Origin of the sequence: Mucilaginibacter terrae (genome assembly GCF_042679325.1) — a bacterium.
Classification (GTDB): Bacteria; Bacteroidota; Bacteroidia; order Sphingobacteriales; family Sphingobacteriaceae; genus Mucilaginibacter; species Mucilaginibacter terrae.
On record NZ_JBHTMJ010000018.1, the window covers coordinates 241,304 to 262,504 of the forward strand.

Here is a 21,201-nt window from a genome sequence, read left to right on the forward strand (position 1 = left end):
CGCAAATAATCAAGGTGAATCAAATTTCTATAAACAGGTAGCCCCTAATGGGGCATGAAACCTTAACTTGGTTACCTTGCTCTACAGGATAAGAATTAGAAATATGAGGCGTTTGCCTTTGCTGATAGATATTGAATAAATTGCTACTTATAATAAGATGAAAGATCTGAAAAGTAATATTACTGCTGCCTTGTCACTCCTGAGCTTAACGGCTGTACTAAGTTTAAGCGCCTGCCATTCGGACGAAAAAGAAAAGGCGGAAAAGGAACGTGCGCAGCAGGAACAGGCCGATATTGAAGTGCCGCCAGTGGAAACGGTTGAACTGCAGAAAAGCAAACTGGTATCCACCCTGAACGTACCCGGCGAATTGATGCCTTACCAGCAGGTGAGCCTGTTTGCTAAGATCAACAGCTATGTAAAAAAATATTTGGTTGATGTGGGTTCGGAAGTAAAAAAAGGCCAGCTCATGATCGTGTTGGAAGCGCCGGAAATGAATTCGCAGCTGGCATCGGCACGGGCCCGTGTTAAGCAGCAGGAAGCCATTTATTTAGCCAGCAAAGCCAACTACGACCGTCTTTTTAACACTGCCAAAACTCCGGGTACCATTGCCCAAAATGATATTGACCAGGCCGATGCCCGCCGCAAGGCCGACTATGCCAACGTGGATGCCGCCAAAGCCGCTTACCAGGAAGTGAGTTCGAACCTTCAATACCTGCAAATACATGCCCCTTTTGATGGCGTGGTGAGCGAGCGGAATGCCAGCATGGGCGCTTATGTAGGTCCGGGTGGGGGTGGTGCGCAACTGCCTTTATTTGTAGTGCAGCAGCAAAAAAAATTACGTTTGGTGATATCTGTCCCCGAGATCAGTACCGGTTCGTTGAGTGATAAAAGCGAGGTGGGTTTCACCGTACGCGCCCTGCCTAACCAGGAGTTTACTGCCAAAATTACACGTTCTGCCGGTTCGCTGGATGCCAAACTGCGTTCGGAGCGTTTAGAGATGGACGTGGAAAACCCTAAAAAATTGTTACTGCCGGGTATGTATGCCGAGGTAAAGGTTCCGTTGAAATCGCACGATAGTACCTTTGTGGTGCCTAAAACTGCGCTGGTACAATCCACCGAAAAGGTATTTGTGGTTCGCATAGATAAAAACCACCGTGCGCAATGGGTGGATGTGCAAAAAGGAATCCAGAACCAGGATGGGGTAGAGGTGTACAGTAAAGAACTCCACATCGGTGATAAACTGGTGAAAACAGCTACCGATGAAATTCGCGATGGCCAGCCGGTAAAAGATCAGCCTGCTAAAAAAGAGGAGTAGAAGAAGGATTAACAGGAGCGGAGAGTGAATTACTACTCCTTAATGCCGATGCATATCGATATTGCACAATTAGGTGGGCAGCATATTATAATATAATGACGAGGGCGTTTTTGAACAGGAAACGCCCTCGTTATTGAAAAACACCTGTTTACCAGTACATTTGCTGTTTTTATCCATTCAATATTATAACATTCAATTATTTATGTATTTTTAAAAACGTTTTACCGTCAAGTTTTTTTGCGCGGTACAATCCTCCAATTAATACTGTTGTTAGCGTGAAAAGGCTTATTTTTAGTTTATTGTTCTCTGTAGGGCTTTTGTGCTGTGGGGTTTCGGGTTTTGCACAAAGCAACAAAGGGACGGAGTTTTGGACAGCCTTCATGTCGCACATTAACGGTGCTAATAGTAAAATGAGCCTGTACATCGCGTCGGATGTAAATGCCGATTACCGGGTAGAGTTTGCCGACGGAACACTTATTGCCGCAGGAACAATCACCGCTAATAACTCGGTACCTGTTGATATTCCATCAAGCGCCTATTTAGGTTTAGCCGAGGTAACCCCTAATCCTGCTAACAAAAAAGGCATTCACATTACCGCTAACCGCCCCATAGCGGTGTATGCTCACATTTACGATAGTAATGTGTCGGGCGCTACCTTGCTATTGCCGGTAAGCTCTATGAGCAAAGATTACTATTCTATTAATTACAGGCAGTTATCCAACATGAATCCTTCGTATTCAACATTTGCGGTAATCGCTACCGAAAATGCTACAAACGTACGTATTACACCAACCCAGAATATAACGAGCGGCGGCAATTCGGTTACTCATCCCGCAGGTACAGCATATAATATTACCTTAGATAAGGGCGAGGTGTACCAGGGTGCTTCACTTACCGACCTTACCGGTACCCACATCGAATCTATAGCGGTTGGTGCTAATTTATGTAAAAAGATAGCAGTTTTTTCGGGCAGTAGCAAAATTTACATAGGTAGTCCAAGAAATTCCTCCGATAACTTATTTCAGCAAGTTTACCCCACATCGGTATGGGGGAAAAGCTTTGTAACCGTGCCTTTATTGGGGCGTGCCTATGATGTGTTCAGGATCATTTATAGTGATATTAGCGCTGTTGTAAAAGTTAACGGTGTGGAAGTTAGTCCGTCGCAACTAACAGGGGGCATTGGTTACTATGAGTTTGCCACGCCTAACGGCAGCGGTGCTGCTAATATAATTACCTCTGATAAACCTATACAGGTTGCACAGTATGCGGTAACTATGGGTAATGGTTTTGGTGGCAGCGTATTTAGTGAAGGTGACGGAGACCCGGAAATGATATTTTTGCCACCGGTTGAACAGGGTTTGAGAAGGGTAACGCTCTACGCATCACCATTTTATAATATTCAGGACAACAGCTTTATTAATGTGGTTATACCAACCATTGCGGCAGGTACTTTTACACTCGATGGTGTAATCAGTGGTACTTTTACCCCTGTTGCTGGTACGCCGTATTCTTATGCACAGCTATCGGTAGGGCGTGGTTCGCACACTATTGCCGCAGCTGAAAATTTTACGGCAATTGCTTACGGCTTTGCCCAAACCGAATCGTATGGTTATGCGGCCGGTACCAACCTGCTTAATTTAAACGAACAAATAGTATTAGCCGGTGTAAATAGTACCACTACACAGCTTAACGGGTGTGTTAATGTGCCTTATTATTTGCAGCTTACGGTACCTTATCAGCCAACACAAATTATCTGGGACCCTAATAACGGGTCGGCACCAGTTACAATTGCTAACCCTGCACCATTAAAAACAGATACGCTGGCTAATGCAACTATATTATACACGTATAGGTATCCAACAGAAGTGCAATACCCCGTCGGTTACTACAACGCCACAGCAACCATTACCCAACCCGTTATATCCGGTGCCGATTGCGGTGCCGAAAAGATTATCGATTTCAGTTTTTACATTACCGAGTATCCCATTGCTCAATTTACTCCACCAACTGGTACCTGTGCTGGTAGCCCTGTACAATTCACCGATGGCTCGGACCCGGTGGGTAGTGTGGTTACCCGATGGAGTTGGGATTTTGGCGATGCCGCGGGCAGTACATCGGCAAATCCCAACACATCCACATTGCAAAAACCACAGCATACTTATGCTGTAGGTGGTAATTATACCGTTAAGCTAACCGTTTTTAATGAAAACGATTGCGAATCGAAGACGGTAAGCAGTCATATCGTACACATCAATAAAAATCCCACGTCTAAATTTGTAGCCTCCAACGGTTGCTCGGGTGGGGCGGTTACGTTTACCGATCAGTCGGTAGCTAACGAGGGTACACTTACCGAATGGAAATGGGACTTTGGCGACGGTAGCCCTATAGAAACTTATACCAGTTTTACTTCGCTCAATCACACTTATGGCGCTGTTAACAGTTACAACGTTACCTTAACAGTAACTAATAGCAATGGGTGCGTTAATACCAAAACAATGCCGGTTATAGTGAGCCCGCCACCGGTAGTCAGCTTTGTTTTACCAGATGCCTGTATAACCGATGTAGCCAAATTTACCAGTACCAGCACTATTGCCGATGGTACCGAAAGCGAGTTTACCTACGAGTGGAACTTTGGTGATCCTAACGCTACAGTTGCTGGCAACAAATCGTATGCTAAAAATGGGGTGCATTTGTACACGCAGGCCGGTAGTTATAACATCACCTTAAAAGTAACCTCCAAATACGGCTGTACCGACGAAAAAATATTACCATTTTTTTTAAACGGTGCCTTCCCTGTAGCTAAGTTTAATATACCCGGTACCATTTGCAGCAGCGAAGATTTGGTTATTGAAGACGAGAGCACCGTATTGCCAGGTGTAATTACCAAATATGAGGTATATTATGATTATGATAATCATCCCGAACTGGTAGAAGTTTATGACCGCGATAACCTGCCCATACCCACCGATAAGCTTTTTAAACATAATTACGGTCTGTTTAATACGCCCGTAAGTAAGCCGTACCATATAAAAATTATTGTTTACTCCGGCAGTTCGGCCAATTGCAGTGCGGTATATGATGAAACCATTAGTGTAAAAGCCAATCCTATAGTTACACTCACCCACGCATTCGAAATTTGCCAGGAAAACAGCCCTATACAATTTGGACAGCAGGTTCAGTTCAACTTTACCGGGACGGGGGTTTTCACCGGCGCTGGTGTAAGTACCGATGGCGAATTTAACCCTAAAAAGGCCGGTCCGGGTACGCATGAAATTACCTACATATTCACCGCCTATAATGCATGTACCTATGTAGAAAGGTTTAATATTATCGTTTATCCAACCCCTATTATAACAGGTAAACGCGATGTAACCATTAACGCGGGAAGCCAGGTAACGCTCGAGCCATTGGCCGTGTCGTTAAACGGTACCGCGTTAACTTACGCCTGGACCCCTCAAAGCGGCCTTAACCGCAGTGATGTGCCCAGCCCGGTTGTAAGCCCTGCCAGCGATACGCAATATTTGCTAACCGTTACCTCGGCTAATGGCTGCGTGGCAAAAGGTATTTTTAATGTAAGTGTTTTGGTTGGGCCGGTAATATACAATACTTTTACCCCTAACGGTGATAGTTACAACGATACCTGGAAAATCCCGAATATGGAGTATTTTCCCAAAGCAACGGTAGAGGTGTTTAACCGCAACGGAGAAAAAGTATTCAGGTCAATTGGCTACCCGGTTCCTTGGGATGGGCGTTACAACGGTGCTACCCTGCCGGCGGGTGTATATTATTACGTTATTGATCTTAAAAATGGAAAGCCGCTGTTATCGGGTTCTGTAACTATTATCAGGTAATTATTTAATGAAGAAACAACTATATACCTTATTGGTGTTATTTGCCTGTTGTGCTCAATTAAGGGCCCAGCAAAAGCCACAGTACACGCAATATGTGTTTAACAATTACCTGCTTAACCCGGCTGTTACGGGTATTGAAAACTATACTGATTTAAAAGCGGGCTACCGCAGCCAGTGGACGGGCCTGGAAGGATCACCGGTAACCAGCTATATTTCGGTACACGCGCCCATAGGTGAAAACTTTTTAAACGGCGACCCTACCAGCATGAGCGGCGGCGAAAACGTAAACTCCCTTGGCCGCCAGTATTACCGCGATTATATGTCGGCCGAACCCCACCACGGTGTAGGCGGTATGATAGTGACCGATAGGGCGGGGCCAATAACGCAAACCACAATCAGCGGTACTTACGCCTATCATTTGGGTTTAACCGACAGACTAAACCTATCGGTAGGGGTAATGGCGGGCATTAACCGCATTAGTTTAGATGTGAGCCAGATAGTTCTCGAAAACCCAAATGATCCGGCCATATCCAACGGTAATACCAGCCAGTTTAAACCCGATTTGGGCGTGGGTGTATGGGCATACTCGGCCAATTACTATTTTGGTGCATCGGTACAACAATTAATTAAGCAAACACTAACTTTTGGCAACAAATCGGTATATAACCAGGGCAAAACCGTGCCGCATTATTTTATAACCGGTGGGTTTAAGGTGTTTTTAGATGAGGATATAACCCTGATTCCCTCGGTACTGTTTAAAGTGGTAAACCCAGCACCGCCCAGCTATGATATTAATTTGAAACTGGCCTTTAGTAACCGCATTTGGGTGGGCGGTGCCTATCGCCATAACGATTCAAAATCGGCTATGTTAGGTGTAAACATTAACCCGGCTATTAATTTAGGCTACTCGTACGATTTTACCAATTCCAACCTGCGCACTGTAAGCAACGGCACCCACGAAATCGTGTTATCGCTGCTGCTGAATAACCGTTATAAAGTACTTAACCCACAACGGGTTTGGTAGCAAGATTTAATTTTAATTTATGCGGTTTTTAAATCCTGTAGTTAGTCTCTGTAAGTGAAATAACGTAATATTGGAGAATAGTACGGCGTGGCCCGGTTTGCAAAACGCATAAAACATATTTGCGAGTTTAGTTCGGGGATCTAATTTGCTGATTATTAGTCTTCAAAACACCATAAGCTAAACGCTTTGGTATATTTTTAAAATATATTTCAGCTATTTCAAATCAAATACTATCTTTGCATTCCATTTCAGGAAAGGCTTTGGTTTACGAAGTTAAAATTTCTGAAACCATACTTTATGCACTCGTAGCTCAATTGGATAGAGCGTCTGACTACGGATCAGAAGGTTAGGGGTTCGACTCCCTTCGAGTGCACTTTTTTATATAAAAGCCTTTCCGTATTATTGCTGAAAGGCTTTTTTTATTTACAACTTAAAATCACAGGATGCTGAACTTAGTTTTGTTTGGTCCACCCGGCGCAGGCAAGGGTACACAATCTCAAAAACTGATTGAAAAATACGGCTTAATTCATCTTTCAACCGGAGATATTTTGCGTGGTGAAATTACACAAGGTACTACCTTAGGCCTCGAAGCTAAAAAACTAATGGATGATGGTAAACTCGTTCCTGACGAAGTAGTGATAGGGATGATTAGTAATAAGTTGGATGCCAACCCCGATGCCAAAGGTTTTATTTTTGACGGCTTTCCGCGTACGGTAGCACAAGCCACCGCACTTGATACGCTACTGGAAGAAAAAAGTACAGCTATTTCGGGTATGATAGCCCTGGTAGTTGATGATGAGGAATTGGAAAAACGTTTATTAGAGCGTGGCAAAACTTCAGGACGCCCCGATGATGCCAACCCCGAAATTATTCGCAAACGTATTAATGAGTACAATACCAAAACTACACCTGTGGCTGAGTTCTACAAAAATCAGAACAAATTTACCAGCATCAACGGTGTAGGTAGTATTGATGAAATTTTTACTGAGATCAGCGCAGTGACAGAAGGATATTAATCAATACAGATATTATATTATCATTTCGGATTTAAGCAAAACCTGCAAAGGCTTGTTTAAATCCGAAATTGTTGTTTTATAGGACTAATACAGCAGGAATGCAAAGTTCTATGTCATCTCGAACGGTAGTGAGAGATCTTTTCGAACACACTTACCGCTTAAAGGTACCTTGAAAAGATTTCTCGTTAGCACTCGAAATGACAGTTAGTTAAAAAAATACAAATTCGCTATCGAACATTGATAGCCGAAAAGACAAGCACATGAGCCAAGGATCCAATTTTGTTGATTACGTAAAAATATGCTGCCGCTCGGGCAAAGGAGGGGCAGGTTCTACCCATTTGCACCGTGATAAGCATACAGCAAAAGGAGGACCCGATGGCGGCGATGGTGGTCGTGGCGGGCACGTTATTGTAAAAGGTAACGCGCAGTTGTGGACTTTGCTACACCTTAAATTTCGCAAGCACGTTATGGCCGGCGATGGTGATAGCGGAAGCAGTGGTTTAAGCACCGGCAAAACCGGTCGCGATGAAATTTTGGAAGTACCTATGGGTACTATTGCCAAAGATGCCGAAACCGGCGAGGTGCTGTTTGAGATCACTAAAGATGGTGAAACCAAAATTTTGACCAATGGCGGTCGTGGTGGTTTAGGTAACTGGCACTTTAAAACAGCAACTCAGCAAACCCCCCGTTATGCTCAGCCAGGCGAACCCGGCCAGGAACACTGGAATATTTTAGAATTGAAATTACTGGCCGATGTAGGATTGGTAGGATTCCCTAACGCGGGTAAATCAACTTTGCTATCGGTAGTATCGGCTGCCAAGCCCGAAATTGCCGATTATGCTTTTACCACCCTGGTGCCCAACTTGGGCATTGTAGCCTATCGTGGCAACAAATCTTTTGTAATGGCCGATATTCCGGGGATTATTGAAGGCGCATCCAAAGGCAAGGGCTTAGGCTTCCGCTTTTTACGCCATATTGAGCGCAACTCGGTGTTGTTGTTCATGATACCCGCCGATACCAACCGCAGTATTAAAGAGGAATATGATATATTACTGAACGAACTGGCCGAGTACAACCCCGAGCTGATGCACAAGCCACGCGTATTGGCCATCACCAAAAGCGATTTGCTCGATGATGAACTCCAGCAGGAAATGAAGGCCGAACTACCTGAAGGCATCCCTGCTATATTTATATCGGCTGTAGCACAGCAAGGTTTAGATCCGTTAAAGGATTTGCTGTGGAAAGAGATAAACAGCCCCTCCTAAATCCTCCCCGGGAGGGAGGACTTAAGAACACAACCGCCGCCGCTCGGCTCCAGCCGTGTGGTTACTATAAACCGGCCTTTGGCCGATGCATTTTGCTTGATTAAATAAGACATCGGGCGGCCGGAGGCCGCATAATAATACTCACTCGGCTTGAGCCGAGCGAGGGCAGTGCAAAAGGACTTTTAACTAATAACAAGCTTTTATGGCTCCCTCCCTCCCGGGGAGGGTTGGGGAGGGGCTTACTTCGCCGAATAAACTGTGTAATCCTTCGTCAGCTTCACAACCTTAAAATCTTTGTAGCCCGGAAAGCATTTCAGCAGGAATTTAGCCCGGCCATTTTTTTCATAATCTGCCGGAAGCATAATATGTAGCGGACCAGCGTGACCCTTATAGGTATAATCTTCAAATTTTACTTTTACATTGAGCCCAATGGGTTCAATGGTAATCATGCGGTTGTGTTGTATCTCTAAACCCAAATCGGCGCTAACAAAAGCAAATATGGCATTGCGTTGTTCACTATCAAGCTTTAACAGGTAATTCATGGTGGGCTGATCAATGAACTGCTGAGCTAAATCGCTGTTGCCGCGCGTTGCTTCATCTTTATTATAGCTATAGTCCGAATGAATACGGATGAACGTACTGTAAGCAATAAACAGCCACAAAAAACCAAATAACACTTTAAACACAGCTTTGCTACGGCTAATGAGGTAAAGCGTACCCGGAATAACCACCAAGCCAACAGTCCTAAAGTGCCGTCCTTCGTACGAAATAGCCAATTGCCTTACAAACGCGTAGCTGAAAAACAGCACCGATGCTACGTAAAAAACGATCACCAATAATTTATACTGACGGTAAGGCACATGCTTAACAATGCTTATGATGAGCCATACACTTACTGCAGCCAGCAGCAGTAAAATAACCACCGTCCAAAAATGATTAAATATTTGCCCGTCGGGTGAGTACACTAATCCTTTGGTTAAATCATCAACCGAGAAACCGGCCAGCAGGGGCGAAGCCAGCGGGAAGGTAAACGTTTCCCATATTACACGCCAGCTACCTGCACTTTCAGAAGCCGGATTAGCACCCTTGCTTAAAAAGAATATATATATGCCAGCTACTGATAGTACGAAAGGAATAGCAATAGCCAACCCGTTTTTAATCCACACACCATAATTTTTTCGTGGCGGCGATATGTTTATCCACATGCAAAGTAAACCCGAAGCGTAGATGAGCATCATGGATGATTTGCTGAAAAAGCCGAGCCAGCCAGCAACCAGTACAAAAAGCAGCATACCTGCACTTACCTTTTTAAAATGAAAGCAACCGTATAAAAACCAGCCCAGGTATGCGAACATCAGCACTTCGCCGCCATTATAAAACGAGTAGGGTATAAAAAAAAATTGCTGGCAAGTAATAAAGGCAACACTGCAAGCAGCTAATAAAGGTGTAAAGCCAATTTTCTTAAAAAAAGCAAAAAAGCCCAGCAAGCCTAACAGTTCGCAAAAAACACTAGTAATAACGGCTGCGTGGCCGGTAGATACATGCAACAAAGTTTTAAATAAGTAAGGCAACAGGTATTGTCCTGGTGACCACCACGTTAAAAACATGGACGTGTTTTGTGCAATATTGTTTTGGCTCGGGCTAACCAACTGGTTAAACCCGCCGCCCATTTCCATTGAGCGCATTACCTGGAAACCCCAGCTGGGGTCGGGGAAAATGGCAGGAGGGGCTACATAGCTAAATACCCCTGTTATAAGGGTAACCAATAAGGTTAAACCTAAAATCAGATGCGCTAATTTGTTATTTTTGATCATTACTGATAGGTAAATGCCAATGCTAAATTAAGAATTATAACGTGCAAACCGTATATTTATGACAACGGTATGCTATTGCAGGTATAGGCTAACCCCTTATATTTTATAGATTTGCAGCTAATTTACCTGCCCAACTATGAGGATTGCCATTAACGGATTTGGCCGCATAGGCCGCATATTTTTACGTAATATTTTAACCCGCCCGGGTATTGAGGTGGTAGCTATAAATGATATTGCCGATACTCAAACGCTGGCCCACCTGTTTAAATACGATTCGGTACACCGGGGTTTTAAGGGCGAGGTTACGTACGATGAACAGCACCTGTACATCAATGGCAAAACCATTAAAGTGCTGGCCGAAACCATACCTGTTAACCTGCCCTGGACCGAGTTAGCTATTGACCTGGTGATAGAATCTACCGGTAAATTTGCCTCCCTAACGGGTGCTCAGCAGCACTTGGCAGCAGGTGCCAAACAAGTAATTATATCGGCCCCTGCTGCGGGAAAAGTACCCACTGTGGTTTTGGGGGTTAACGATGGTGAGATAGACTTGAAGTCGCCTGTTATAAGTAACGCCTCGTGTACAACCAACAATGTGGCCGCTATGGTTAAAGTGTTAGAGGATAACTGGGGTATTGTAGAAGGTTATATTACCACCATACACTCCATGACGGGCGACCAAAACCTGCACGATGCCCCCCATAAAGATTTGCGCCGTGCGCGTGCTGCTTCAGCCTCCATTATTCCCACTACTACAGGAGCTGCTAAAGCGATCACCTCCATCTTTCCGCATTTAGAAGGCAAGTTAGGTGGGGCTGGTATCCGTGTGCCGGTACTCAATGGTTCTTTAACCGATTTTACCTGCTTGCTGAAAAAGCCTGCCACCGTAGAAACTATTAACCTGGCCTTTAAACAAGCCGCCGAAGGCTCCATGAAAAATATTTTGGAATATACCGAAGACCCTATTGTGTCTACCGATATTTTAGATAATCCGCATAGTTGTATCTTTGATGCGCAACTTACCTCCATAGTAGGCGATATGGTAAAAGTAGTAGGCTGGTACGATAACGAAATGGGTTACAGTAGCCGTTTGGCCGATTTGGTGGAGAAGATAGCTGGAGAGTCGAGAGTGTAAAGTCGGAAGGCAGGAGTTCTGAGTCCAGAAAAAAATGATCTGCTCACGACATCATTTGCGAGGAAAGATAGAGACGTGGCAATCCTGTTGCATGCCTGTCAAAGAGTGATTGCCACGCTATAGCAGTGAAATTGTAGTAAAATCCCAATAATATAACTCAATAACCAATAACCCCAAATGGTAAAATTTATAACTGCAGATGATGTCCTGCCTATCCGTAACGAAATTTTAAGAGAAGGTAAACTGGAACTGGACCAATGCCGTTTTGTCGGTGACGATGATCCGGCAAGTTTTCATCTCGGTTATTTTGTGAACGAGGAACTGGTATGCGTGGCCTCGTTTCACCCGCAGGGCTATGGCGAGTTTGCCGGTAAGGGTTATCAGTTGCGTGGTATGGCTACGTTAAACGGTCAGCAGGGGAAGGGGGTGGGTACGCAACTGGTTAACTTTGCCATTGTGTACCTGCGCGGACAGAAAGTAAATTACGTATGGTGCAACGCCCGCAAAGTGGCCGTAAGTTTTTATATGAACGTGGGCTTTGAGGTAGTAAGTAAAGAGTTTGATATACCGGGCATCGGTCCGCATTATGCCATGTATGTGAAAATACAATAGGAGCTATAGTGAATTGCTGGAATAGTATAGTATTTACAAACTTGATATAAAACATATACAAACAAAAAAAGCAACCCCAATGAGGTTGCTTTCTGTATTTTAAAAACTATTGATTACTGATTTTTCTTTTGTTTGTTCTCTACAATTTTACCAACACCGAAACCGGCGGCTCCACCAGCTACACCGCCAATAAGCGCGCCTACACCTCTGTTCTTTTTGGTAACTAATGCACCTGTTAAAGCACCTGCACCTGCACCAATCAGCGCACCGTTACGTGCTGCATGGCTTTTCTTTGTAGCAGCAGGATTTGCACTGCTTGCATATCCTGAAGCAGCAGACGATGATCTGGAACCTGATGAAGTATAAGATGATTTTGGGCGTGATGCAGCATAAGATGCTTGTGTACGTTCCCGCTCACGCAGAATACCAACATTTTTTAAGCTATCTTCATAACGAGCCTTTTTTTCTGCTTTAAAAGCAGCAAGTCCTGCGGTATCTGCATTGGCAACTACCGGACTGTCCACTTTAACCACCACAGGGGAGGTAGCTGTAGTGGTATTAGGGTTTGAGTGGCAGGCCACCATACCAACCGATATACCTGTAACTATTAATAAACGCATTGCTTGTATCATAATAACTGTTTTTAAGTAGTGTGATTTAATGTGTGACTTAGGAAAACACCGAAAGTCAATTCTATACAAGCAATTTCGTTGCCAAATTTTTTAACTAACCGTATTAATTATTAGGGTAACACGCTGTTTTACAACTACCTGTTAAAATTTTAACCCTTGGTTTATATATGGTATTTTTATGAAATTATTAAACGAATAAATAAGCTTTTAGTAGTTTGCAAGATAACTTAGTGTATTACTCACACTTTTTTGTAATTCCTTTGTGCTATATGAATTTAATTTCTGAATTTGGCAGCTCATTTGACTTGTACTCTTCATGAAAACAATAGACCTTTTAAATTTTTCCGGAAAGAAGGCCCTGATACGGGTTGATTTTAACGTTCCTTTGGATAAAGACTATAACATAACCGACGATAACCGCATTACCGCCGCCCTGCCAACCTTGAAAAAAATCCTGGCCGATGGTGGTTCGCTAATCCTGATGTCGCACCTGGGCCGACCAAAAGATGGTCCGACCGAAAAATATTCGCTTAAACACATCATCCCACACCTGTCAAAATTGCTGGGTACCGAAGTGCAGTTTGCCGATGATTGCATTGGCGCACAGGCTACCGATAAAGCCGGTGCATTAAAAGGTGGTGAAGTGTTATTGCTGGAAAACCTTCGCTTTTATAAAGAAGAAGAAAAGGGCGATAAGGATTTTGCCGAAAAGTTATCCAAATTAGGTGATGTATATGTGAACGATGCCTTTGGTACAGCTCACCGTGCCCACGCGTCTACCGCGGTAATCGCGCAGTTTTTCCCGGAGGCCAAATACTTTGGCTATTTGATGGCTGCTGAGCTGGAAAATGCCGAAAAGGTACTGAACGGTGCTGCCAAACCGTTTACCGCTATTATGGGCGGCGCTAAAGTAAGCGATAAGTTATTACTGATAGAAAGCATGCTGGATAAGGTGGATAACCTGATCATTGGCGGCGGTATGGCTTATACCTTTGCCAAAGCGCAAGGCGGCAACATTGGTAAATCGTTAGTGGAAGATGACAAGCAAGAACTGGCTTTGGAGCTGATTAAAAAAGCGAAAGCCAAAGGCGTGAACCTGTTATTACCAACCGATTCTATTATCGCCGATGCGTTTGCTGCTGATGCCAATACCGATACTGCGCCTAACGGTGATATTAAAGAAGGCTGGATGGGCTTGGACATTGGTCCCGATTCTATAGCCGCATTTACCAAAGTGGTAGCTGAATCGAAAACCGTATTATGGAACGGGCCAATGGGTGTTTTTGAAATGGAAAAATTTGAAAAAGGTACCAGGGCCGTTGCCGAGGCTGTGGTAGAAGCCACCAAAAATGGCGCGTTCACCCTAATTGGTGGTGGCGATTCAGCCGCTGCGGTAGCCAAATTCGGTTTTAGCGATGAGGTAAGTTATGTGTCGACCGGTGGTGGTGCCTTATTAGAGTATATGGAAGGTAAGGAGTTGCCGGGTGTGAAAGCTATAAACGAGTAAAAGCGCAGCATAAATTATTAACATAAAGGCGAGTATTTTACTTGCCTTTATTTGTTTTAAAGCGTAATTTTATAAAAAGGAGTGTTATGCCCGAAGTAACCATTAAATATAAAAAGCCCGAAACCTTGAAGATATTAAAAGGGTTAGGAAAATACCTGGATTTTATTGTGTCGACTAAAAAGAAAACCCCTGTTGAAGCAATTGCCGCTACAGAAGTTCCAGAACAAGAAACTTATAAAATAGGGAATGCCACTGTTATCCGTGGAGATAGATCTATAGATACTACTGATTTAGGTGAAATATTCACCCGGAACAATATAGATGCCGCTCAACTAAGGAAAAAAGCGTGGGAAAGGAACAAGTAGTTTGCGATACAGATGTCATTATCGACTATTGGAATGCTAACAACCAACGCCATAAGTTCACACAACGCATTCTTGAAAGTTTAATTGGTTTAGATAATGTTATCATTTCTGCAATGACTAAGATGGAGCTGTTAGTTGGAGCAAATAATAAAGAAGACCTAAAAACCATCGACAAAAAATTACATCGTCTGAATATATCGCTAATTGACGAGAGAGTCAGCTCAATTGCTTTGCAGTTATTGCAAGATTATAATTTAAGCCATGGACTTGCTATTCCTGACGCTTTAATTGCTGCTACAGCCTTAAATGCTAATTTAAGATTATTTACACATAACATTAAAGATTACAAATTTATCACCCAGCTATCGATTTACACGGAGTAGGTGAAGATCATTCCTATGAAAACCCTAATCCTGTTTATCTTTGCTCTTTCCTCTGCCACCGCCTTGGCACAGCCCGGCTTACAAGAGCGTGCCTACCTCGTTAAAACACTCACCCGCATTGCCGATCCGGTTTTAATTTCCCTCAGCAAAAACGAACTCAAAAAGCAAATGCCTATAGAGGCCAAAGCTAACGACCGCGCGCAGTATTGTTACCTCGAAGCTTTTGGCCGTTTGCTGGCGGGCATGGCCCCCTGGCTTGAATTAGGTGCCGATGAAACCGCCGAAGGTCAGTTACGCAAAAAATATATCGTGCTGGCGCAACAGTGCCTGCATAATGCTACCGATCCGCAAGGCCCCGATTTTATGAATTTTAACAAGGGTGGTCAGCCGCTGGTGGATGCCGCGTTTTTGGCCCAGGCTTTATTACGTGCACCTAAACAATTGTGGAAACCGTTGGATGGGCAAACCAAAACCAATATCATCAACGCCTTAAAATCGACCCGTGTAATTACACCCTATTATAGTAACTGGCTTTTGTTCAGTGCCGAAATTGAAGCTGCCCTGCTCAAATTTGATGGTTATGGCGACAGGATGCGGATAGATTACGCCGTAAAGCAGCACCAGTTATGGTACAAAGGTGACGGTGCCTATGGCGATGGTCCCGATTTTCACTGGGACTACTATAATAGTTTTGTGATACAACCCATGCTGCTTGAGGTGCTGCAAACCTTAGCCAGCGTTGATAAAGCACAGCGCAGTAATTACGAACAAGCCTTAAAAAGGGCACAGCGTTATGCCGCCGTGCAGGAAAGATTAATATCGCCCGAAGGCACTTATCCGCCCATTGGCCGCTCACTTGCTTACCGTTACGGAGCTTTTCAGTTATTAGCACAAATAGCGCAACTCAAAGCTTTGCCAGCCGATTTAAAGCCGCAGCAGGTGAGGGCAGCCTTGTACACCGTTATCAAGCGTCAAACGGAAGCGCCCGGTACGTTCGATGCCAAGGGCTGGCTGCAAATTGGTTTGTATGGTCATCAGCCCGGTATTGGCGAAACCTATATTTCTACCGGAAGTCTGTATTTATGTTCGGAAGCCTTTTTGGTATTAGGCTTACCTGCAACGGATGAATTTTGGCAAGGGCCAGATGCCGACTGGACCGCCAAACAAGTTTGGAAAGGCTTGGACGTGCAGGCCGATCATGCTGTAAATTAACGTTCGATCTAATTTTATAATGGCTGCTTTTCGTAAGCGGCCTTTTTTGTATGTTTAGTTTTTCAAATAACGATATGAAACTCCTCTTGTATTTTTTCCTTTTTCTTACTTCTGTTTCTGCCTTTGCACAGCCCGGTGCACCTGATGCCGCCGCGGTAAAAAATAACTATACCAAGTACGAATACCAGATTCCCATGCGCGATGGTAAAAAGCTGTTTACTTCGGTGTATGTGCCAAAGGATCAAAGTAAGAAATATCCGTTTATGATGGACCGCACCTGTTACAGCGTTGCGCCTTATGGTGCCGATGCTTACAAAACAAGCCTGGGCCCGTCGCCGCAGTACATGCAGGATGGCTACATTTTTGTTTACCAGGATGTGCGTGGCCGCTGGATGAGCGAAGGCATTTACGAGGAAATGACCCCCGAACTGGAGGTACATAAAACCAACAAGGATGTGGACGAGGGTACCGATACTTACGATACCATCGATTGGTTACTGAAAAATGTAGCCAACAACAATGGCAAGGTAGGGGTGTGGGGTATTTCGTATCCCGGCTTTTATACCACTACTGCTTTGCTGAGCCGTCACCCCGCGTTGGTGGCCGCATCGCCGCAGGCACCCATTGCCGACTTGTATCGCGATGATGCTTTCCATAACGGCGGCTTTATGCTGGTGGCCAACTTTGGCTTTTATCCGGGTTTTACCAACCGCCAGGACGATAAACCAACGCAACGCCGTGGTCCGCGTTTCGACCCGGGCAGCGAAGATGGCTACGATTTCTTTTTGAAGATGGGCAGCATGCGCAATACCAACGTCAAATATTTTAAAGATACCATACGCCTGTGGAACGAAATGATGGACCACCCCGATTATGACCAGCACTGGAAAGACCGCAACGTGTTAACCCACCTGCACGATATTAAAACCGCTACGCTGGTTACGGGAGGATGGTACGATGCCGAAGACCTGTACGGTGCCATTAATACTTACAAAGTTTTAGCCGCTAAAAACCCTAATACCCCGGTGTACTTTGCTATGGGTCCGTGGGTACACGGTGGCTGGGCACGTGGTGCCGGCGACCATTTAGGCGATGTTGATTTTGGCGGACCATCCGCGCCTTTCTACCGCGAAAAGATAGAGTTCGCTTTCTTCAGTCATTACCTGAAGGGGACACCGCTGAATCTGCCTAAAGTATCTGCTTTTCAAACCGGTGCAAATCAATGGAAAACGTACAATACCTGGCCGCCAGCCCCGGCTAAGGAAAAGAACCTGTACTTTTTACCGGGTGGCAAGCTGTCGTTCACCGCACCTGCCGCAGCCAAAGATAGCTATAACGAATTTGTATCGGACCCTAACAAACCGGTGCCTTTCGTCAACAACAAAACCATGGACATGGACCGCGAGTACATGACCGCCGACCAGCGCTTTACCGCCAAAATGCCCGATGTGCTGACTTACCAAACCGATGTACTTACCGGTGACGTTACCCTGGCCGGCAATATTTGGGCTAACCTCAAAGTAAGCACCGCCGGTACCGATGCCGATTGGGTGGTGAAAGTAATAGACGTTTACCCCGATACCGCCACCAATAACAAGTTCACCCGCAAAGAGGTACAGATGGCAGGCTACCAGCAAATGGTACGCAGCGAGGCCATGCGCGGCAAGTACCGCACGGGCTTTGATAAGCCAACCGCCTTTAAACCCGGACAGGTGAGTCCTGTAAATTTTGAACTGCAGGATGTGCTGCACACCTTTAAAAAAGGTCACCGCATTATGGTGCAACTGCAAAGCAGCTGGTTTCCGTTAATTGACCGCAACACCCAGCAGTTCCAGGATATTATGAAAGCTAAGGACGATGACTTCAAAAAGGCTACTCACCGGGTGTACACGTCGAAAGTACATCCGAGCTTTTTGAAGGTGAGGGTGATGTAGGCGATATGATTATGGCGCGCGTTTATGATCCACCATTTCAGCCGATAAAAAACCAAAACCGTAAGTAATATGAAACTACAAAAGATAATACTAATCGGCTTACTAACACTTTTACTATTAATAAGTACTGTAATTGGTCATTTTTTGCCACCAACAGGAATTTTAACTTCTCCAATTGTAATATCAATAATAGCAGGACTGATTATGTTTAGCGACAATAGTTTCAATGTTATAGTAAAATCAATCCTTACTTATCTGTTCATCGGGCTGAATGATATTGGTATTAAGCTATTTTCCGGAGGCATACATGACACAGAAGGAATGGGTTGGATACATATGTTGCTCTTTATTGGATTAGTTCCTTCCTTTATAATGTTACTTGTAAGTGTCGTTCGGGATAAAAACTCCACTAATTGGATTAAAGCATTTAGTATTCTGCTGTTTATATTGTTGATTAATATTCATCTTCAACTATTCGACACATTAGGAGTTCAAGAAAATTAACTTAGGTACAACAAAGTCCGCTATCCATGGTCACCTAACTACGGGTTACTATGCCCGCAGACTTTATTCTGCACCCAACGCAAGTTTTATTATATTGTATAGAACTTCAGGTGAGGTAAAGCCAGATGAATATGTTTATACCTACAATTAAGGCCATAAAATATTAGGACGTGAAGAGATTATTAATTATTTGTATTTTGATATGTGCTTCAACAAGTATTATTTATGCTCTGAATAAAATAATTAAAGGAAGGGTAGTTGACGATAATTTGGAAACTTTGCCATACGTATCAGTTGTCATTAATGACACAATTAAAGTTGATCGAACAGATTTAAATGGCTTTTTCCAAATAGATATCCCTATTTCTGTTAAAAAAATATCATTTGAGTCTGTTGGATTAAATCCAGCAACTGTAAGGCTTGTAGACAAATGTGATGAAGTAGAGCTTGTGATGATGTTAAGCGGTACTTACGATTTTATAACGCTCAAGAAGGCGGATAAACTTCGAATGAAAATATTTAAGAAGCTACCGGAATTGCATAGAGAAGCATTTGAGAAAGGGATTTTTAAAACGGATAAGGCTTGTTATACACAAGAGTTTATTTCTTATCACAAGAAAATACAAAAGTAATATGAATCGTACTCTATAGTGCGCAGTCTCCCGCTGTTCGAATGTCTCCGACTTAGAACAGCTATAGCTGTAGTTTATAACTATTATTACCAAACTCTTATCGGTCAACTACTACGGTAATGAAGGCCGCATCAATCGTTGTCCAAGTCTCCGACGGGCGACTATACCCGCAGACTTTAGTCTGTCTTAAGTCGCTTAAAAATGAGACAAAGTGTTAAAACGATTTTCCCCAAATTACACCCTTGAGTTGGAGTGAAAAAGCTGCTTGAATACGGAAAAATGAAGTTTTTTGAAGTTTGGTAAGCAAAAAGGAGCACTTTCAAAGTAAACACTTTGGCCTGATCGAGATAGTTGATGTTAAATTGGATTTATCTCCAACACACCCAAATGGAGAGTTTCTCAAGACATTAACAACGTAAGCGATCGACCGCTACACATGATATTTCATCGCTTCCTGCTTGCTCATCACCTGGTACCGTGCGGTAACACATTTAGCGCAAAAAAAGCTTTGTATAGGGATGAAGAACAGTAAAGTTCTTAGCAAAATAGGTGTTTGCAACCGGTAATGGAAAGGGCGTTTACATTTATAACAATACAAAAATGGTTTGTTCATATCTCTTTCACTAATCGGTCGTCAACTATACGTACATATTCGATGTTTTGTTTACATAAAACACGAAAATTTATAATAAAATGCTGGTCTTGGAGAATTATACTATGGTGCTATTAGCAAGTGTCTGTTTCATACGGTTAGTATAATGGTAAAACGTATTTATTAAATTTACCACACACATCTTTATCATGTATAAATTTTCAGTTATTTTCTTGGCGGTGCTATTAAGTTGTGTGGGCTTATATGCCCAGCATACCGAAACCTTTAATTTAATCTACCCCGAACTTCCGTTTAGTAACGGCTTATACAACAAGCTTCAAGTCTTAGATTCGCGTACCGATACCACCCAGTTAGGGATTGTACAAACGGGCGCTTTCAACCGTAAAGCAAAAGTGATTACTAATAAGCCATTAGGTCCTAACCTGGTACGCATGTTCGGTTTGCTTTCTCAATTCACAACGGTTAAGGGTACTATGCTGCTGCAATTACGCCAGTTTAGTTTTGCCGAAATAACCGCGTCTATGAGCGAAAAGGGCTATTGCTACCTCCGTGCCGGGCTATACAGCCAAAAAGCCGGTCAATATCAAAAAATAAAGTTTATCGACACCGTTATATATTTGAGTTCGATTGATGTTACACAGCCGTTGCTGCGCAAAGGGAGCGAAGCGCTAACCGATTTTATAACCCACGGTATGTTAAGCCGCCCTATAGATAGTACTTTGTATAGCTATCAGGATCTGGTAAACATAGATGAACTGGAAAAGCAAAAATTAAAACTTTACACCGCTACAAACTACACCGACGGACTGTACTTAACTTATCGATCATTTGCCAGCCAGGTACCCGATAAGCCGGTAACCGTTAAGGGAATGGTAAGCAATATGGGTAATGTAACCACAATTAACGATAAGGGTAAGCCACAACGGGTAAAGCCGCAAAAAGTTTATGCAATAGTTTATAACGGGCAGCCTTACGTTACTTCAAGAGACGACTTTTATCCGGTTACTAAAACCGGGAACGACTTTATATTTACAGGCAAGGCCGCGGTTGCCGCCAACACCGGCGAGGTTGTAATGGCCAGTGTGTTTTTCGGTATGTTAGGCGGTTTAATGGCTTCGGGCGGCGCCGAGTCTACTTTCGAGATGAAGATAGACCATGTTAACGGCGGCTTCATCAGGCTGCTCGAAATACCCAACACAACGCCAGCCTCGTCTTACGATTATACTTATTAAGCAGCCTTCTCTTACCTAATTGTTTATGATTTGTGAAGGCATTAGGCTGCAATCGTCTACATATTAGGTGCTTGTTGAAAATCAGTGCAAATTATCACCAGCAGCTTAATACAGTCAACCGGTCTCTGACAACTGTCAACCGAAAACAGACACCC

Annotated in this window: 17 protein-coding genes and 1 tRNA gene; 16 read left to right on the forward strand and 2 right to left on the reverse strand. The window is 43.7% G+C overall.

Translation table 11 applies throughout. The features are described from left to right. Positions 1-157: 157 nt before the first annotated feature. The 6 genes from ACFQ3S_RS18660 to obgE all read left to right on the forward strand — a co-directional run bounded on the left by ACFQ3S_RS18660 (position 158) and on the right by obgE (position 8,471). Positions 158-1,315 (forward strand): efflux RND transporter periplasmic adaptor subunit, encoded by a 1,158-nt coding sequence (locus ACFQ3S_RS18660; protein WP_377167320.1) that lies wholly within the window; start codon positions 158-160, stop codon positions 1,313-1,315. Positions 1,316-1,590: 275 nt separating this feature from the next. Further along, complete coding sequence (locus ACFQ3S_RS18665; RefSeq protein ID WP_377167322.1) at positions 1,591-5,166, forward strand: gliding motility-associated C-terminal domain-containing protein; 3,576 nt, start codon at positions 1,591-1,593, stop codon at positions 5,164-5,166. A 7-nt stretch (positions 5,167-5,173) separates the two neighbouring features. Continuing rightward, positions 5,174-6,190 (forward strand): PorP/SprF family type IX secretion system membrane protein, encoded by a 1,017-nt coding sequence (locus ACFQ3S_RS18670; protein WP_377167324.1) that lies wholly within the window; start codon positions 5,174-5,176, stop codon positions 6,188-6,190. Positions 6,191-6,489: 299 nt separating this feature from the next. Continuing rightward, positions 6,490-6,563 (forward strand) — tRNA-Arg (locus ACFQ3S_RS18675). Positions 6,564-6,633: 70 nt separating this feature from the next. Next, positions 6,634-7,206 carry an adenylate kinase gene (locus ACFQ3S_RS18680; RefSeq protein WP_377167326.1) on the forward strand — a complete coding sequence of 191 codons (573 nt, stop codon included), beginning with the start codon at positions 6,634-6,636 and terminating at the stop codon, positions 7,204-7,206. 260 nt (positions 7,207-7,466) lie between these two features. Next, on the forward strand, positions 7,467-8,471 hold the full coding sequence (gene obgE, locus ACFQ3S_RS18685; RefSeq protein WP_377167328.1) for a GTPase ObgE: 1,005 nt from the start codon (positions 7,467-7,469) through the stop codon (positions 8,469-8,471). A 239-nt stretch (positions 8,472-8,710) separates the two neighbouring features. On the opposite strand, the gene ACFQ3S_RS18690 is transcribed toward obgE, so the two are convergent. After that, positions 8,711-10,285 (reverse strand): hypothetical protein, encoded by a 1,575-nt coding sequence (locus ACFQ3S_RS18690; RefSeq protein WP_377167330.1) that lies wholly within the window; start codon positions 10,283-10,285, stop codon positions 8,711-8,713. 136 nt (positions 10,286-10,421) lie between these two features. Here ACFQ3S_RS18690 and gap point away from each other — a divergent pair, with 136 nt between their 5' ends. Continuing rightward, positions 10,422-11,420: a type I glyceraldehyde-3-phosphate dehydrogenase gene (gap, locus tag ACFQ3S_RS18695; RefSeq protein ID WP_377167332.1), complete on the forward strand. Its 999-nt coding sequence runs from the start codon at positions 10,422-10,424 to the stop codon at positions 11,418-11,420. 177 nt (positions 11,421-11,597) lie between these two features. After that, complete coding sequence (locus tag ACFQ3S_RS18700) at positions 11,598-12,032, forward strand: GNAT family N-acetyltransferase (protein WP_377167334.1); 435 nt, start codon at positions 11,598-11,600, stop codon at positions 12,030-12,032. 113 nt (positions 12,033-12,145) lie between these two features. Here ACFQ3S_RS18700 and ACFQ3S_RS18705 read toward each other — a convergent pair whose 3' ends face one another. Continuing rightward, positions 12,146-12,652: a glycine zipper domain-containing protein gene (locus tag ACFQ3S_RS18705; RefSeq protein ID WP_377167336.1), complete on the reverse strand. Its 507-nt coding sequence runs from the start codon at positions 12,650-12,652 to the stop codon at positions 12,146-12,148. 328 nt (positions 12,653-12,980) lie between these two features. Here ACFQ3S_RS18705 and ACFQ3S_RS18710 point away from each other — a divergent pair, with 328 nt between their 5' ends. The 8 genes from ACFQ3S_RS18710 to ACFQ3S_RS18745 all read left to right on the forward strand — a co-directional run bounded on the left by ACFQ3S_RS18710 (position 12,981) and on the right by ACFQ3S_RS18745 (position 21,046). Further along, complete coding sequence (locus ACFQ3S_RS18710) at positions 12,981-14,171, forward strand: phosphoglycerate kinase (RefSeq protein WP_377167338.1); 1,191 nt, start codon at positions 12,981-12,983, stop codon at positions 14,169-14,171. Positions 14,172-14,257: 86 nt separating this feature from the next. Next, positions 14,258-14,536, forward strand: a complete 279-nt coding sequence (locus tag ACFQ3S_RS18715; protein ID WP_377167341.1) for a hypothetical protein — start codon at positions 14,258-14,260, stop codon at positions 14,534-14,536. Continuing rightward, positions 14,518-14,919 carry a type II toxin-antitoxin system VapC family toxin gene (locus ACFQ3S_RS18720; RefSeq protein ID WP_377167344.1) on the forward strand — a complete coding sequence of 134 codons (402 nt, stop codon included), beginning with the start codon at positions 14,518-14,520 and terminating at the stop codon, positions 14,917-14,919. The genes ACFQ3S_RS18715 and ACFQ3S_RS18720 overlap by 19 nt, the downstream gene beginning before the upstream one ends. Positions 14,920-14,934: 15 nt before the next feature. Then, positions 14,935-16,131: a DUF2264 domain-containing protein gene (locus ACFQ3S_RS18725; RefSeq protein ID WP_377167347.1), complete on the forward strand. Its 1,197-nt coding sequence runs from the start codon at positions 14,935-14,937 to the stop codon at positions 16,129-16,131. 74 nt (positions 16,132-16,205) lie between these two features. Then, positions 16,206-18,065, forward strand: coding sequence for a CocE/NonD family hydrolase (locus ACFQ3S_RS18730; RefSeq protein ID WP_377167350.1), 1,860 nt, complete (start codon positions 16,206-16,208; stop codon positions 18,063-18,065). Between the two features lie 69 nt (positions 18,066-18,134). Then, positions 18,135-18,569, forward strand: a complete 435-nt coding sequence (locus ACFQ3S_RS18735) for a hypothetical protein (RefSeq protein ID WP_377167353.1) — start codon at positions 18,135-18,137, stop codon at positions 18,567-18,569. 170 nt (positions 18,570-18,739) lie between these two features. Further along, entirely contained in the window at positions 18,740-19,201 is a 462-nt protein-coding gene (locus ACFQ3S_RS18740; protein WP_377167356.1) for a carboxypeptidase-like regulatory domain-containing protein, read from the forward strand. Between the two features lie 801 nt (positions 19,202-20,002). Continuing rightward, positions 20,003-21,046: a hypothetical protein gene (locus tag ACFQ3S_RS18745; protein WP_377167359.1), complete on the forward strand. Its 1,044-nt coding sequence runs from the start codon at positions 20,003-20,005 to the stop codon at positions 21,044-21,046. Positions 21,047-21,201 lie beyond the last annotated feature (155 nt).

What these genes read in the sequence shown, in the direction of transcription:
- ACFQ3S_RS18690 (WP_377167330.1), bottom strand. Translation starts at nt 10,285, where the DNA reads ATGATCAAAAATAACAAATTAGCGCATCTGATTTTAGGTTTAACCTTA.
- ACFQ3S_RS18725 (WP_377167347.1), top strand. Translation starts at nt 14,935, where the DNA reads ATGAAAACCCTAATCCTGTTTATCTTTGCTCTTTCCTCTGCCACCGCC.
- ACFQ3S_RS18670 (WP_377167324.1), top strand. Translation starts at nt 5,174, where the DNA reads ATGAAGAAACAACTATATACCTTATTGGTGTTATTTGCCTGTTGTGCT.
- ACFQ3S_RS18660 (WP_377167320.1), top strand. Translation starts at nt 158, where the DNA reads ATGAAAGATCTGAAAAGTAATATTACTGCTGCCTTGTCACTCCTGAGC.
- ACFQ3S_RS18745 (WP_377167359.1), top strand. Translation starts at nt 20,003, where the DNA reads ATGTATAAATTTTCAGTTATTTTCTTGGCGGTGCTATTAAGTTGTGTG.
- ACFQ3S_RS18700 (WP_377167334.1), top strand. Translation starts at nt 11,598, where the DNA reads ATGGTAAAATTTATAACTGCAGATGATGTCCTGCCTATCCGTAACGAA.
- ACFQ3S_RS18715 (WP_377167341.1), top strand. Translation starts at nt 14,258, where the DNA reads ATGCCCGAAGTAACCATTAAATATAAAAAGCCCGAAACCTTGAAGATA.
- ACFQ3S_RS18730 (WP_377167350.1), top strand. Translation starts at nt 16,206, where the DNA reads ATGAAACTCCTCTTGTATTTTTTCCTTTTTCTTACTTCTGTTTCTGCC.
- ACFQ3S_RS18735 (WP_377167353.1), top strand. Translation starts at nt 18,135, where the DNA reads ATGAAACTACAAAAGATAATACTAATCGGCTTACTAACACTTTTACTA.
- ACFQ3S_RS18705 (WP_377167336.1), bottom strand. Translation starts at nt 12,652, where the DNA reads ATGCGTTTATTAATAGTTACAGGTATATCGGTTGGTATGGTGGCCTGC.
- gap (WP_377167332.1), top strand. Translation starts at nt 10,422, where the DNA reads ATGAGGATTGCCATTAACGGATTTGGCCGCATAGGCCGCATATTTTTA.
- ACFQ3S_RS18680 (WP_377167326.1), top strand. Translation starts at nt 6,634, where the DNA reads ATGCTGAACTTAGTTTTGTTTGGTCCACCCGGCGCAGGCAAGGGTACA.
- ACFQ3S_RS18710 (WP_377167338.1), top strand. Translation starts at nt 12,981, where the DNA reads ATGAAAACAATAGACCTTTTAAATTTTTCCGGAAAGAAGGCCCTGATA.
- obgE (WP_377167328.1), top strand. Translation starts at nt 7,467, where the DNA reads ATGAGCCAAGGATCCAATTTTGTTGATTACGTAAAAATATGCTGCCGC.